Raw genomic sequence first — 13959 nt, 5'->3', positions numbered from 1 at the left:
CGGCCGGTCGGCCGTTGCCGCGGAGCCGCCGGTGGCCGCTGCCGCGGCCGGCTGTCGCTGGTCGGGCGTGGTCACACCGTCACCTCCTGCTCGGGCACGGCGCCCTCGGTGGCGACTGCCGGGTGATGGCAGGCGAACCGGTGCAGCTCCCCGCCGGTCAGCTCGGGGCGGGTGCTCCGGCAGATCGCGGTGGCCATCGGGCACCGGTCGGCGAATCGGCAGCCGGACGGGAAATCGGCCGGCGACGGCACCACACCGCGGATCTGGGCCAGCCGGTCCGCACCCGACTCCAGAGTGAGTACGGACGCCAGCAGCCCGCGGGTGTAGTGGTGCTCGGGCATACCGATCAGCTCGTGCGTCAGCCCGGTCTCGACGATCTGCCCGCCGTACATCACCACCACCCGGTCGGCCAGCTCACTGATCAGCGCCAGATCGTGAGACACCAGGATCAGCGCAAAGTTCAGCTGCTCCCGCAGGTCCATCAACAGCTGCATCACCTGTGCCTGGACCGTCACGTCCAGCGCGGTGGTGGGCTCGTCGGCAATGATCAGTTTCGGGTCGCGGGACAACGCCATGGCGATCACCACCCGCTGCCGCTGGCCGCCGGACAGCTCATGCGGATAGGCGCCGAGGGTGCGTTCCGGGTCGAGTCCGACCAGCGCCATCAGTTCATCGGCACTTCTGGTGCCGCCGCGCCTGATGAGCTGCCCGAGCTGGGTGCCGATCTTCATCGACGGGTTCAGTGACGACAACGCGTCCTGGTAGATCATCGCCATGTCGCGACCCATCAGGCTTCGTCGCTGCTTGCGGGTCAGGGCGAGCAGATTCCGTCCCTGGAAAAGGATCTCACCCCTGACGTCGGCGCCGGCCGGCTCCAGCCCCATCACCGCGACGCTGGTCAACGACTTGCCGCAACCGGACTCACCGACCAGGCCGAGCACCTCGCCGGGATGAACGGCGAACGAGATGCCGTCGACGATGTCGACGCCCTCGTGCCGCTCGGGGAAGGAGATGGCCAGCTCGCTCACCCGCAGGATCGGCTCACCCACCGGCGCCGGCCTGGCCCGACCGGCCAGCCTGCGGGCAGACAACTCCAGGCCCGGCAGCGCCACCAGCGCACCGTCACCCGGCCGCGCCCGTTCCAGCTCATCGACGGTCTCGGCATTCTTGCGGGCCTCGGCGCGCCGGGCGGCCGGCGCCGCCCAGGCGTCGGAGATGCCCTCCGACAGGATGTTCAGCGACAGCACGGTGATCAGGATCAGCAGGCCGGGGAAGAAGGTGGCCCACCAGGCACCGGCGGTGAGAACCGTTTTCCCGTAGGCGATCACCGAGCCCCAGGAGGATCGGGCGTCGCCGCCCTCCAGGCCGGCGCCGATGAACGACATCGACGCCTCGAAGACGATGGAGTCGGCCACCATCACGGTGGCGAAGACCATCACCGGCGCCGCGCAGTTCCGGGCAACGTGCCGAACCAGGATGTGCGGGCGGCGGGCACCGATGATCCGTTCTGCCGCCACGTAGTCCTCGCTGTACTGGGCGAGCACGTTCGCCCGGACGATCCTGGCGATCGACGGCGTGAACACCACGGCGATCGCGATGATCAGCACCAGCAGGCTGTTCTTGCCGTAGGCGATCACCAGGATGGCTGCCAGCGCGATGGCCGGGAACGCCATCAACACGTCGAGGCAGCGCATGATCGCCTCGTCGACCCAGCGTTTGCTGGTCCCGGCAATCGATCCGAGCAGGGTGCCGAGCAGCAGCGCCAGTCCCGCGGCGCCGAAACCGACCTCGAGCGAGCGACGGGTGCCGGCCACCAACCGGGAGTAGATGTCCCGGCCGGAGGCGTCGACGCCGAACCAGAACTGCCGGCCGGGGCCGTCGGTCAGCACGCTGCCCAGCCCGGTCGCCGTCGGGTCGTAGCGGACCAGCAGCGGAGCGAAGATGCCGACCAGCACGATCACCGTGACCACCACCATGGCGATCCGGGAGATCCATGGCAGCCGACGGAATCCGACCGCTCTGCTGGTCAGCCGACGGGTGAGTTCGGCGCGCATCAGTGACCTCCCCGCAGTCGTGGATTGGCGAACATGTACAGGATGTCGACGATCAGGTTGACGATCACGAAGCACACCGCGATCACGATGATGATGCCCTGGGCCAGGTTGGTGTCGTTGGTCTGCACGGCCTGCATCACCTGGGTTCCCATGCCGGGCAGGGTGAAGATCGCCTCGATGATGATGGTGCCGCCCAACAGGTATCCGATCCGCAGGCCGAGCACCGTCAGCGGGTTGACGAGGGCATTCCGCAGCACGTTGCGGCCCACCACCACCCGCGGTGGCAGCCCGGCGCCGACCGCGGTCCGGACGTAGTCGCGGTCCAGTTCCTCCACCATCGACGTCCGGACGATCCTGGCCAGCTGGCAGCCGACCGGGATGGCCAACGAGAGCGCCGGCAGCGTCATGGTCCGGAAGAACCCGCTCAGCGATTCGGACGGATTGATGTATCCCGCATTGGCGAACCAGTCGAGCCGCAGGGCGAACTGCTGGATCAGCAGGATGGCCAACCAGAACGACGGGATGGAGATGCCGGCCATCGAGACGATCCGGATCAGCTGGTCGGGCCAACGACCGCGGAACAACGCCGCCACGATCCCGAGCACCAGCGCGATCACCAGGGCGATCAGGACGCCGTAGATGGTGAGCTGCAGGGTGAGCGGGAGCGCCGTGGCGATGATGTCCGAGACCGGCTTGCCGAGTGCCAGCGTGGTCCCCAGGTCGCCGTGCACCAGGTTGCCCAGGAACACGAAATACTGGATGACGGCAGGCTTGTCGAGGCCATGGTCGGCGTTGAACTTCGCGATCGCGTCCGGCGACGCGCCGTCACCGAGTGCGGCCACCGCCGAGTTGACCGGCGACAGCCGCATGATGATGAAGACGAACAGCGTGATGCCGATCATCAACGGGATCAGCATCAACAATCGTCTGACGATCAGGTTCAGTACGCCGGCCATGGGTTACCTCCTTCAGCCCCGCAGGCCTCAGGCCTTGCGCTTGACGCCGAGGAAGTACAGCCCGGTGGTGGGCGCACCCTTGAAGCCCTCGAGCTGGGCCGGGTCGGATCCGGTGACGATCTTCGTGTGGAAGATCGGATACAGCGGCACCTCCTCGGCGATCAGATCCAGCGCATCCTTCCAGTCGGCGGCCTGCGCGGCATCCGCGGCCTTGGCGCCGTCGTCGATGTAGCCGGCCAGCTTCTTGATCAGCGCCGGGTCCATCCGGGCACGGTCGGTCGGCCAGGTGGTGCCGTAGTAGAACCAGCGCAGCAGCAGGTCGACGTCCGGGCCGAACACCGACGGGTCGCCGGAAGCCGCCAGCACCCGGAACTTGTCGTTGGCCACCAGGCCCTCCGGTGCGACGCCGTAGACGGACGACGACGGGGCGGTGTTCAGGGTGGCGTTGACGCCGACCTGCTTCCAGCCGTCGATGATCAGCGGGGCGGCCGCCTTGACGATGGCGTTGTCCGTGGTGACCAGTTCGAAGGACAGTCCGGTGACGCCGGCGTCGGCCAGCAACGACTTCGCCTTGTCCGGGTCGTAGCCGTAGACCGTCGAGGCCTCCTGGTAGCCCTTCTTACCGGGGTCCAGGTAGCTCTTGGCCGCGGTGCCGTAGCCCTGCAGCGCGGTCTTGATGATCTTGTCCTTGTCCAGCGCGTAGTGCAGCGCCTGCCGGACCCGCTTGTCGTCGAACGGCGCGGCGGAGTTGTTGAACATCAGGAAGACCTGGTTGAACGCCTGGACCTCGTCGACCTGGAAGTTCTCGGCCTTGACCTGGGTGACGTTGATGTAGGGCACGTTCTCGATGGCCTGCACCCGGTGGCTCTCCAGGTCGGCGACCCTGGTGGAGTCCTCCAGGGTGGTGTTCCAGGTCATGCTGGCCACGGTCGGCGGCTTCTGGCCGTTGTACTTCGGGTTCGCCGCCATGGCCAGACCGGCCGTGGCGTCGGCCGAGGTCAGCGTGTACGGGCCGGTGCCGATGGGCTTGGCGCCGAACGCCTTCGACGCATCGGCGTCCTTGGTCAGCGCCTTGGGGACGATCTTGATCACCGCGACGCGCTGCGGGAACAGGCTGAACTTGCTCTTCAGGGTGAACTCGACGGTGTCGGTGCCCTTGGCCTTCACCGAGTCGATGAAAGAGATGAAGCCGGCCATCAGTGCCTTGTTCGCCGGGTCGAGGGCCCGGGTGAAGGACCAGGCGACGTCGTCCGCCGTCACCGGCGTGCCGTCGGAGAACACCGCGCCGTCGCGCAGGGTGGCCGTCCAGGTGAGCCCGTCCGCGCTGGCGGTCGGAGCCGCCTTGGCCAGCGCCGGGTACGGCTCGCGGGTGATCGGATCCAGATTCACCAGGCCCTCGAAGATGTGCTCGTTGGCAGCAGTGGCGACCGCACTGGAGGCGTTCATCGGATCGAAGTCACCGGACAGGGTGAAGGCCAGGGTCGCCGAGATGGTGCCGCTCGGAGCACCGCCCGCCGCGCCGCCCGACGGGGCGGCACCCGAGCCGGCCGCGGAGGTCGCGGTGTTGGCCGCAGCGCTGGTGGACGCCGTCGAGGCGGGACCGCCGCAGGCGTTGAGTGCCGCGGTGATGGCGGCGGCCGCGGACAGCGTGCCGGAGACCCGCAGGAACTGGCGGCGGTTGACGCCGCGCAGGTCGGCCGGATCGAACGCGGGACGAGATTCGTGCGTCATCGGACGTACTCCGTTCGGAAGATTTGCTGTTGACCACTGGACGTCCTACATCCAACGTCCTAGGTTGTAGGGGAAGATAAGGCCGAGAACCGCCCCAGGTCAATAGCCTGAGCAGGAAAGCTCCGACCAGGACAGAAAGGGCTGCCATGGTCCAGCGCGAACGGCCCGCCGTGCCGTCATCGAGTTTTGGAGACCCGGCACCGCGGTCTCAGGCCGGCGCCGCCCGGGCCAGGGGTCGAGCCGGCCGCGCGCCGCGCAAGTCCCGCTCCGATCAAGTTCAGGAGCAGATCAAGGAACTGATCCTGGACGACAAGTTGCGGGCCGGGGATCCGATGCCGACCGAGCTGGAACTGGTCGAACAGCTGGACATCAGCCGCAATTCGCTGCGGGAGGCGCTCAAGGCTCTCGAAGCGGTCGGCATCATCGAGATCCGGCACGGCTTCGGCATGTACGTCGGGCAGATTTCGCTGGGTGCCCTGGCCGACGAGCTGACCTTCCACCACCGGATCCGGTTGGCGGGCGGTTTCGACGAGCTGGGTTCGCTGATCCAGATCAGGGAGCTGCTGGAGTGCGGATTGCTGGAAGTGCTGATCACCGGACACCCGGACGCCGACCTGTCCGAGGTGGCCGCCGTGATCGAGACGATGAGCACTGACGCGGAGAGCGGCCCGGTGCGCCCGCAGACCGATCGCCGATTCCACGAGCTGCTCTACACCGCACTGGACAACCCTTTGGTGGCACCACTTCTCGGCGCGTTCTGGGACGTCTATCACCGGGTGCAGGATGACCTGCCGTTCGCCGTCGACGAGAAGCCGGCCGACACGGTCCGCCGGCACCGCGACATCTACCAGGCCGTGCTGGACGCAGACCTGCCGGCGGCGACCGCCGCCATGCGGCGGCACTTCGACGGGGTCCGAGAGCGGATCGCCGCCCGGGCCGCAGCCGGTACGGGCTGACGACGCCCACCGGCACCCCCCGTCAGGCACCCGTAGCGCACTTGTCCCGCGCCGGCGGGACAACCCCGCTACGCCGGCCGTAGCGCACTTGTCCCGCGCCGGCGGGACAACCCCGCTACGCCGGCGGCGGTCGGCTGCGGGCGGATGACGGGCGATGGCAGGCTGGGCGCATGACAACCCAGTCCGACACCGGCTCCCATCGATCCGTGCACCTGGCCCGCAGCGCACCCGGCGTCTTCCGGGCGACCAACAGTCGCGGCGGCACGCTCGAGGTCGGCACCGGAGACGACGACAGCCCCGACCGGTTCACCCCGGTGGAGCTGTTGCTGACCGCGATCGGCGGCTGCTCCGGCATCGACGTCGACATCCTGACCGCCCGGCGCAGCGAACCGGAGACCTTCGAACTGGAGGTGGGCGCCGAGAAGGTCCGCGACGGCGACGGCAACCATCTGGCCGACGTGACGCTGACCTTCCGCGTGACGTTTCCCGACGGTGCGGCCGGCGACGCCGCCCGCACCGTGCTGCCCGACGCCGTGCAACGGTCGCACGACCGGCTGTGCACGGTGAGCCGGACCGTCGAGTTGCCGACGCCGGTCACCGTCGTCGTGCAGGGCTGACGAACAACCCGGCTGACGAACAACCGCGTGACGAACGACCGGCGGCGTCCAACGGGGCCCGCGTCAGCCGGGGAAGGCCAGCAGCATCCAGATCCAGCCGGCGACCAGGCCGACCGCGGCCCCGCCGGCCAGGAATCGCAGCACCGGCAGTCCACGCGAGAGCCACAGCGCCGGCGCCATTCCGGCCGCGATCACCAGGTTGACCACGACGGCCAACCACATGGTGTCGCTCAGGCCGGACGTCAGCACCAACAGGGCGACCGCGACCAGCACCGCGACGAAGGCGGCGACGGTGAGCCCCGGCCCCCAGGCCGGCCCGGCCCGCTCGGCGCGCCACTCCTCCACCCATCGCCAGTCCCGGTAACCCTCGGGATCGTCATCGAAGTCGGCGTCGTCGTTCAGGTCCCCGGCGTCAGCGAAATCGGCAGCGGCATCGAAGTCGGTGTCGAAGTCGGTCCCGGTGACGACCTGGTTCGGATCGTCGTCGTCGACGACCCGAACCGCGTGGATCCGGCCGGTGGCCGTCCCATCGGCGTCGAACGCCGCCCGCCGCGCCGGGTTCAGCCTGGTCGGCTCCGCGTCCCGGTCGTCGCCCCGCAGGGCGGTGACATCGGCGTCGCGGTCCGCGCCGGTCGCCTGGTCCGCGCCGGTCGCCGGATCGTCATCGCGCATGAGTACAGTCTGTCACCCTGGGTGCCGGTCCCGGGCGGCCAACGCGGCGAACGCAACCGCACCCGCGGTGGCGACGTTCAGCGAGTCGACGCCGCCGGACATCGGGATCCGCACGCGCAGATCGGCGGCCTCGATGGCGGCATCCGTCAGCCCCGGTCCCTCGGAACCGAGCAGCACGGCCGGTTTTCGACCGCCCAGATCGGCCAGCGACAGCGGTACCGCTGACTCCCGCGGGGTGAGCGCGACGACGACGAAGCCGTTGGCGTGCAACAGCTCCATTCCGTCGCCCGGCCAGCCGGCCAGCTCCGCGAACGGCACCGCGAGCACGTGTCCCATCGATACCCGGACACTGCGCCGGTACAGCGGGTCGGAGCAGCCGGCGGCCAGCAAGACCCCGTCGATGCCGAGCGCCGCGGCATTGCGGAACACGCCGCCGAGGTTCTCGTGGTCGCCGACTCCCTCGAGCACGGCGACCGCGCCGGCTCCCGCCAGCAGCGTCGCCGCGTCCGGCATGGGCGCGCGGTCGGCGGTGGCCAGCACACCCCGGTTCAGGTGAAATCCCACCACCTGGGCCATCAGTTCCGCCGACGCGACGTAGTACGGCGCGGTCTCGCCGGCCGCGCCTAGGTCGCCGGCGAGTTCCTCGTACCGGCGGGCCACTCCCAACATCGCCCGTACGGGATATCGGGAGGTCAGCAGCCGCCGGACCACTACGGCGCCCTCGGCGATCACCAGTCCCCGCCCGCCGGGCCGGTCCGGGCGGCGATCGGCCCGACTGAGGTCGCGAAAGTCGTCCAGCCGCGGATCGGCTGGATCGTCGATCTCGATGCGCTCACTCACGATGAGAAGTCTGCCGTACCTGCGGGATGCCGATCCGGCAGGCAGGGCGGACCATGGGATACCTGACCACGAGCACTCCGCCAGAAAGGAACCTCGATGCAGGAATCAGACATCCTCGGCAGGATCAAGGACATGGTGGCCGCCGAGCACGAGCTGCGGCAGAAGGTCGAAACCGGCCAGGAATCGTCCACCGAGGCGGCCGGGCAACTCCGCGATCTCGAAGTCTCGCTCGACCAGTGCTGGGACCTGCTGCGGCAGCGCCGGGCCAAGCGCGAATTCGGCGAGAACCCCGATGAGGCTGCGGTCCGGCCGGCCGGCGAGGTGGAGGGCTACCTGCAATGAGCTGACGGGCCTCGTCAGCCAGCCGTGATTGCGTACAGCTCCATGTTCGGGGAGTTCGGAAGCTGCACCGAGACAACCGCTTTGCTCGGATCCAGCGGTACCGTCGCACCGAAGATCTGCACCGGCGGGCCGTCCACCCCCGACCCGTTCTTGATCCGGTGATCCATGTCGAAGACGACCGTATTGCCGCCGTGTCCGGAACCGGCCGCCCAGTCGGTCATCGTCACCGGCAGCTGGTCAACCGTGCCGTCGGTGTAGGTCACCACCAAGGCGCTGCTGACGTCGCCGTTGTGTGCCGCCCCCAGCAGGTGCAGCGCGGCGTACTTCGAGCTGGGCAACAACAACGACTGGCCCTTCGCCTCGACGAAGTTCTTCGCGGTGCCGGTGGCGTCCGGCAGGTCGTACGTCACCCCGTCCACCGACTTTGCTCCGGCGGCCGGCAGCAGGTCGGCGTCGTAGGCCCAGCCGGAAAGGTCGAAGTTGCCCTGGCTCGGGGCCGCTACGGTCGCGGTGCCGTCGTTGGTGTACTCCCCCGACAGGTCAAGGCCGCAGGTTCCGTCGGTGGCCGCGGCGCAGGCCAGGGGTTCCTTGATCTGGATCGTCACCCGCTTGGTGACGGTCCCGACGCCGGCCGCCTTCACCGTGACGGTGAGCAGGTAACTGCCCGGCTTCACGTCGGTCGGCAGGGTCAGCGCCAGCCGCACGTCCTTGCTGGCCGGAATCCCCTTGCTGCTCAACACCGTTCCCACGGTGCCCGGCGTCACCTTCCAGCCGGCCGGCGCCTGCGCCCGCACCGTGACGGCCAGGCTGCCCGGCGCCTGCCCGACCATCGACACCGTCAGCTTGGTCGAGCGCGCAGTGGTCGGCAGCACCACCGGGTTCGGGGTGACGGTCGCCGACAACGCGGAGATGCTGTTCTTCGCGGTGGCATCGATCGACGGCGGGCTGTCCTTCTTCGCGGTCCCCCACGCGCTCGGGGTGTCGCCGACGGTGTAGCCGAGGCTGCCGCCGCGGGCGATCGCCGCCCAGTCGATCCAGGTCGCGGAACTCTTGTGGCCGTTGACCTTCACCGACTGCACGTACCTGTTCTGGTCGGAGACCTCCGGTGCCGTGATCGTCAGCGTGCCACCCTGCACCGCCGCGCCGTTCTTCGCCGCCCCCACCTGCACCGACACCTTGTCGAACTGCGGGCTGGACAGCACGAAGAAGTTGCCGCCACTCATCGTCGGGTACATGCCCCAGGAGGAGAAGACGTACCAGGCCGACATGGTGCCGAGATCGTCGTTGCCCGTCATGCCGTCCGGACCGGTGGTGAACAGCCCGAACGCGGCGCGCGCCACAGTGGCGATCTTGGCCGGCTGCTGCACGTAGGCGTACATGTACGGAGCCAACAGATCCGGCTCGTTGTTCGGGTTGTAGGTGGCCTTGGCGTAGTAGTCGTACGGCTCGGAGATCCAGTCGTCCTTGACGGTCTTGGCCGGGTCGGAGAGCAGATGGTCGTAGGCGAAGAAATCGTCCAGCCGCTGCTGCGCCTTCGCGGTACCGCCCATCAGCTTCACCAGGCCGGCCGGATCCTGCGGCACCAGCCATTGGTACTGGTACGAGCCGCCCTCGTGGAAGGCATGGGACGCCTCGATCGGATCGTAGGGAGCCAGCCAGTTGCCATCGGCCAGCCGTGGCCTGAACGTCTTGGTCTGTTGATCCCACAGGTTCGAGTACCAGCGGCCACGCTCGGCGAACAGCTTCGCGTCCTTGGCGTGTCCCAATCCCTTGGCCATCAACGACAACGCCGCATCCGCCGCCGAATACTCCATGGTCGCCGACGCCGGGTGATCGCAATCGTTGTCGCCGCCGTGCGAGACGCAGTCGGTACCGACATCGAGTCCGAACGGGATGTAGCCGAGCTCCTGGTAGTACTGCTGCCCGCTGCGCCCGTTGTACTGGCTCTCGGCCGGCGGGAGCCCGGTGGCGTTCTTGCGCAGCAACGCATAGGCCTGCTCCTCGTGGCCGGCCAGGAATCCCTTGGACCAACCCTCGACCAGGAACGGGGTGACCGGATCGCCGGTCATGATGTTGGTCTCGCTGTTCACCAGAGCCCAGCGGGGCAGCCAACCACCCTCCTCGCCGATGGCCAGCAGCGACAGATAGTCGTCCCGGGCGACGTCCGGCGCCAGGATCTCGGTGAGCTGATTCTGCGGCCGATAGGTGTCCCACAGCGAGAAGTTCTGCCGCGGCGTGTAATCGGCGGCGGTGTGCAACTCGCCGTCCCAGCCCAGGTAGCGGCCGTCGACGTCGCCGGCCAGGTTCGGGTGCAACAACGAGTGGTAGAGCGAGGTGTAATAGGCCGTGCGCCGGTCGTCGCTGCCGCCGGTGATCGCCGCCTTGTGCAGTTCGTCGTTCCACTGCGTCGTCAGAGCCGTTCGGGTGGCGTCGAAGTCGAACGAATCGTTTGTCTCGGCGGCCAGGTTCTTGCGTGCCCCTTCGACGCCGGTGTAGCTCAGGCCGACCTTCAGGGTGGCCGATGTGGTGCCCGCCGGGAAGGTCACGTAGGCGCCGTTGCCGCCGTTCTTCGTCGATGCGTCGCGATTGTCGGCGGTGATGGTCGACCCCGACCAGGTGCCGAAGCCGGCGAACGGGGTGTCGAACTGCGCCGAGAAGTAGACGGTGTGCTGGTCCTTACCGGCGCAGAAGTTGCCGTCGTGGATGCGGCCCTCGATGGTGTGATCGCCGACCACGTGCACCTCGGAATCGAACACCGTCATGTTCGCCTTGCCGGTGTTGAACAGCACGTTCGCCTGCTTGTCCGCCGGGAAGGTGTATCGCTGCCAGCCGGTCCGGTCGGTAGCGGTGAGCTCGGCGTTGATGCCGTACTTGACCAGGCCGACCTGGTAGTAGCCGGGGGTGGCCTGTTCGTTGTCGTGCGAGAACTGCGAGCCATAGCTGTTGGTGTCGACGGAGTTCACCGCGCCGGTGGTGGGCATCACCGGCAGCTCGCCGACCACGCCGCAGCCGACGCCGGACAGGTGGGTCTGGCTGAAGCCGTAGATCTTGTTCTGCAGGTAGTCGTAGCCGCCCTGACCGCCGGTGTCCGGTGACACCTGGACCATGCCGAACGGCGCCGAGGCGCCGGGAAAGGTGTTGCCGAAGTTCTGGGTGCCGACGAATGGGTTCACCCAGTGGGTCAGGTCATCGGCGGCCGGCGCGGCCGCGGAGGTGGCGGCCGGGGTCACGGCGGCGGCAGCGGTGCCGGCGGTCGCCGGGGCGGCACCGGCCGGCTGCGCGACCAGTAGAGCACTCGCCACGACGGCGGCGCCGGCGAACGCCGCGACCGGGCCGCGGATGCCGCGGAGCGCCCGGCGAGATCCGGGCAGTTTCCGATACTGCTGAGCTGGTGGTTGCACGGCCATGATGAACCCTTCTGCCTGACAACGATGTCAGCGGCTGACGATTCCACGTTGTCGTCCCCGGCGTCAATATCCGGACCGGCGACGCGCGTACCCGTCAGCCCCGGGCGCTTCCGAAATCGTCGACACCCGTCACACCCGTCCCAAATCGGCCCAGTTCGCCAGCGGATGCGATGTTGATAAGCGCCGGGGCGGGGGACATCAGCGACGGCCGCCGGGCCGCCGCACCACCCGGCGGGCGCGCCTGGCCACCCGCACGGCGGGCCGCATTGACCGCCGGGCCCCACCACCGATCCGCTGCAGCGAGTGCGCAACGCTCTCCGAGAAGTGCTCGTCATCGCCGTGCTCGTCATCCGGGTTCTGCAGATGCAGATGCGGCACCGGCGACACCCTGACCTGGAAGTGCACCGGCGAACTGCGCAGCAGCCACACGCCGATCACCGCGGCGGAGAGCGCCGACACCGCGCCGCCGAACACCAGCGGGGCGCCGCCGCCGAAGTGATCGGCCAACACCCCGAGCACCGGGGAGAAGAACGGCGTACCGCCGAGGAAGGCGAGCGTGTAGATGCCCATCACCCGGCCGCGCATCGACGGCGCGGTGGTCATCTGCACCATCGCGTTGGCGGCGTTGCTGAACGCCAGCATCAGCATCCCCTCCGGGATCAGCAGGATAGCGAGCCAGTAGTAGGAGCCGACCAGCCCGAGCACCACCTGCAGCAACCCGAAACCGAGCGCGGTGCCGATCAGCAGCCGTTGCCGCGGCGCAGTCGTCCGCCGCGCGGAGAGGGTCGCGCCGAGCAGCGCGCCGACCGCGATCGCAGTGGACAGCAGGCCGTAGGAGGCGGCATCCCGTTCGAAGACGATCCGGGCCATGATCGCCAGCGTCACCTGGAAGTTCATCCCGAAGGTGGCGACCATGAACAACAGCGACAGGACCAGGATCAGATCCGGCCGCCCCCGGACGTAGGCCAGGCCCTCGCGCATCTGTCCCTTCTTGCGGGCGACCGGTTTCGATCGGCGCAGTTGGGCCGGGTCGATCCGGATGAGGCCGGTGATCACCGCAATGTAAGAGAGCCCGGAGACCGCCATCACCGGGCCGGTATCGACGATCGAGATGAGGACGCCGGCGATGGCCGGCCCGACGATCCGGGCGCCGTTGAACCCCATCGCGTTCAGGGCGACCGCGTTGGTGATCTGACTCGGGCCGACCAGCTCACCGACGAACGCCTGCCGCACCGGCCCGTCCAGCGAGGCCGCCGATCCCACCACCAGACAGGCGGCGTAGACGTGCCAGATCTGCGCGATGTGGGTCCAGGTGAGGATGCCGAGAGTGATGGCCGCCAGCCCGAGCACCACCTGGATCCAGATCAGCAGCTTCCGCTTGTCCAACCGGTCGGCCAGCGTGCCGGCCCAGATCGACAACAGCAGGGTGGGCCCGAACTGCAACGCGGTGGCCACCCCGAGCGCCACCGGGTTGTTGTCGGTGAGCTGCAGCACCAGCCAGTCCTGGGCCACCCGGTTCATCCAGGTACCGGTCTGACAGATCACGTTGCCGGTGAAGTACAACCGATAGTTGCGAATCTTCAGCGACCGGAAGGTGCCGCGGGTCGCCGCGGCCGGCGGCCGCTCGCCCGGCGCCGGTTTCGGGATGGCCGCTTCGGGGCTGACGACCTCGGGGGTGCCCGGACTCACCGCTTCGGGGGTGACGGCGGCCGGTAGATCGTCGTCACCGCGCTGCAGCGCGGTGCGTTCCTCCCGTTGGGCCCGGAGTCGATCGCGGCGCCTGGTGCGGAATCGGTTGCTACGGGCCGCATTCCGGCGGCGTTGCGCCGACGACGACGGTGTCGGCAGATCGTCGGGGTCTGGATCGCCCGCAGGTTCGGCCGGCGAGTCCGACTGCTGACCCGTCTGACTCACCGCCCCCGCTGTCCGGCCGCTCTGGCCGGCCCGTTTCACCATCCGGCCCGGGTTCGGGCCGCGTCCCAGCCTACGACAGTGACCGCGCACCGGCCTTCTTTACCTGCTTCACCACAGCGCTCATCGCGGCCGCAGTACGGCGGGCATCAACACGTCGTCGACACGCCCTAGGCTGGGCAGCGTGACCGAGCCGACCGCCGATCCAGAGGCCCCGCCGCCGCTGCCACCGGTGAACGCCGGGCTGGCACATGTGGTGGTGCCGGGTACCGCGCTGTGGTTCGTCGGCTTCGTGGTGCTGCTGTTCTTCATCAGCGACCTCCGGGCGCACGACGCGATGATCTGGCTCTGGACCTGCCTGGCCGGCTGGGTGCTCGGGCTGATCGGGCTCGCCATCTATTTCTGGCAGCGCCGGGCGGCCCGCCGCGGCACCCGCGGCTCCAGTTCGATGGCGTTGGACGAGCAGTTCTGAC

General features: G+C 68.8%; 11 protein-coding genes. 4 read left to right on the top strand and 7 right to left on the bottom strand.

The genetic code is table 11. The features are described 5' to 3' along the window. Nucleotides 1–71: 71 nt before the first annotated feature. Genes K340_RS31280 through K340_RS0118115 form a run of 3 tightly spaced genes read right to left on the bottom strand, consistent with a single transcriptional unit; the run spans nucleotide 72 to nucleotide 4741 of the window. Nucleotides 72–2054, bottom strand: coding sequence for a dipeptide/oligopeptide/nickel ABC transporter permease/ATP-binding protein (locus K340_RS31280; RefSeq protein ID WP_037365483.1), 1983 nt, complete (start codon nucleotides 2052–2054; stop codon nucleotides 72–74). After that, complete coding sequence (locus K340_RS0118120; RefSeq protein WP_029137746.1) at nucleotides 2054–3010, bottom strand: ABC transporter permease; 957 nt, start codon at nucleotides 3008–3010, stop codon at nucleotides 2054–2056. Before K340_RS0118120 ends, K340_RS31280 begins: the two co-directional genes overlap by 1 nt. Nucleotides 3011–3037: 27 nt before the next feature. Further along, the gene (locus K340_RS0118115) at nucleotides 3038–4741 is read right to left on the bottom strand and encodes an ABC transporter substrate-binding protein (protein WP_037365481.1); all 1704 of its coding nucleotides are present in this window, start codon (nucleotides 4739–4741) and stop codon (nucleotides 3038–3040) included. 146 nt (nucleotides 4742–4887) lie between these two features. On the opposite strand from K340_RS0118115, the gene K340_RS0118110 reads away from it, so the two are divergent. Next, nucleotides 4888–5697, top strand: coding sequence for a FadR/GntR family transcriptional regulator (locus tag K340_RS0118110; RefSeq protein WP_051266746.1), 810 nt, complete (start codon nucleotides 4888–4890; stop codon nucleotides 5695–5697). 170 nt (nucleotides 5698–5867) lie between these two features. Next, a complete protein-coding gene (locus tag K340_RS0118105; protein WP_029137743.1) occupies nucleotides 5868–6314 on the top strand; it encodes an OsmC family protein in 447 nt (148 codons plus the stop codon). A gap of 63 nt (nucleotides 6315–6377) precedes the next feature. Here K340_RS0118105 and K340_RS34515 read toward each other — a convergent pair whose 3' ends face one another. Together K340_RS34515 and K340_RS0118095 are read right to left on the bottom strand one after the other, a co-directional pair. Beyond that, nucleotides 6378–6986, bottom strand: a complete 609-nt coding sequence (locus K340_RS34515) for a DUF2537 domain-containing protein (protein ID WP_029137742.1) — start codon at nucleotides 6984–6986, stop codon at nucleotides 6378–6380. Between the two features lie 12 nt (nucleotides 6987–6998). Then, nucleotides 6999–7826 carry a TrmH family RNA methyltransferase gene (locus K340_RS0118095; protein ID WP_029137741.1) on the bottom strand — a complete coding sequence of 276 codons (828 nt, stop codon included), beginning with the start codon at nucleotides 7824–7826 and terminating at the stop codon, nucleotides 6999–7001. 96 nt (nucleotides 7827–7922) lie between these two features. Here K340_RS0118095 and K340_RS0118090 point away from each other — a divergent pair, with 96 nt between their 5' ends. Further along, a complete protein-coding gene (locus tag K340_RS0118090) occupies nucleotides 7923–8168 on the top strand; it encodes a DUF2630 family protein (protein ID WP_029137740.1) in 246 nt (81 codons plus the stop codon). Between the two features lie 14 nt (nucleotides 8169–8182). Here K340_RS0118090 and K340_RS0118085 read toward each other — a convergent pair whose 3' ends face one another. Continuing rightward, the gene (locus K340_RS0118085) at nucleotides 8183–11575 is read right to left on the bottom strand and encodes a GH92 family glycosyl hydrolase (RefSeq protein WP_084614623.1); all 3393 of its coding nucleotides are present in this window, start codon (nucleotides 11573–11575) and stop codon (nucleotides 8183–8185) included. A gap of 198 nt (nucleotides 11576–11773) precedes the next feature. Next, entirely contained in the window at nucleotides 11774–13489 is a 1716-nt protein-coding gene (locus K340_RS31270) for an MFS transporter (RefSeq protein WP_161632132.1), read from the bottom strand. Between the two features lie 181 nt (nucleotides 13490–13670). On the opposite strand from K340_RS31270, the gene K340_RS0118075 reads away from it, so the two are divergent. Next, nucleotides 13671–13958, top strand: coding sequence for a DUF2530 domain-containing protein (locus K340_RS0118075; protein ID WP_084614621.1), 288 nt, complete (start codon nucleotides 13671–13673; stop codon nucleotides 13956–13958). The last annotated feature ends 1 nt before the right edge of the window (nucleotide 13959 follow it).

The sequence above is a fragment of the Nakamurella lactea DSM 19367 genome, assembly GCF_000426645.1.
GTDB lineage: Bacteria > Actinomycetota > Actinomycetes > Mycobacteriales > Nakamurellaceae > Nakamurella > Nakamurella lactea.
Note: the sequence above shows the minus strand (reverse complement) of the source record. Positions and strands in the feature narration are given on the sequence as shown.

What these genes read in the sequence shown, in the direction of transcription:
- K340_RS31280 (WP_037365483.1), bottom strand. Translation starts at nt 2,054, where the DNA reads ATGCGCGCCGAACTCACCCGTCGGCTGACCAGCAGAGCGGTCGGATTC.
- K340_RS0118120 (WP_029137746.1), bottom strand. Translation starts at nt 3,010, where the DNA reads ATGGCCGGCGTACTGAACCTGATCGTCAGACGATTGTTGATGCTGATC.
- K340_RS0118105 (WP_029137743.1), top strand. Translation starts at nt 5,868, where the DNA reads ATGACAACCCAGTCCGACACCGGCTCCCATCGATCCGTGCACCTGGCC.
- K340_RS34515 (WP_029137742.1), bottom strand. Translation starts at nt 6,986, where the DNA reads ATGCGCGATGACGATCCGGCGACCGGCGCGGACCAGGCGACCGGCGCG.
- K340_RS0118085 (WP_084614623.1), bottom strand. Translation starts at nt 11,575, where the DNA reads ATGGCCGTGCAACCACCAGCTCAGCAGTATCGGAAACTGCCCGGATCT.
- K340_RS0118115 (WP_037365481.1), bottom strand. Translation starts at nt 4,741, where the DNA reads ATGACGCACGAATCTCGTCCCGCGTTCGATCCGGCCGACCTGCGCGGC.
- K340_RS0118110 (WP_051266746.1), top strand. Translation starts at nt 4,888, where the DNA reads ATGGTCCAGCGCGAACGGCCCGCCGTGCCGTCATCGAGTTTTGGAGAC.
- K340_RS0118090 (WP_029137740.1), top strand. Translation starts at nt 7,923, where the DNA reads ATGCAGGAATCAGACATCCTCGGCAGGATCAAGGACATGGTGGCCGCC.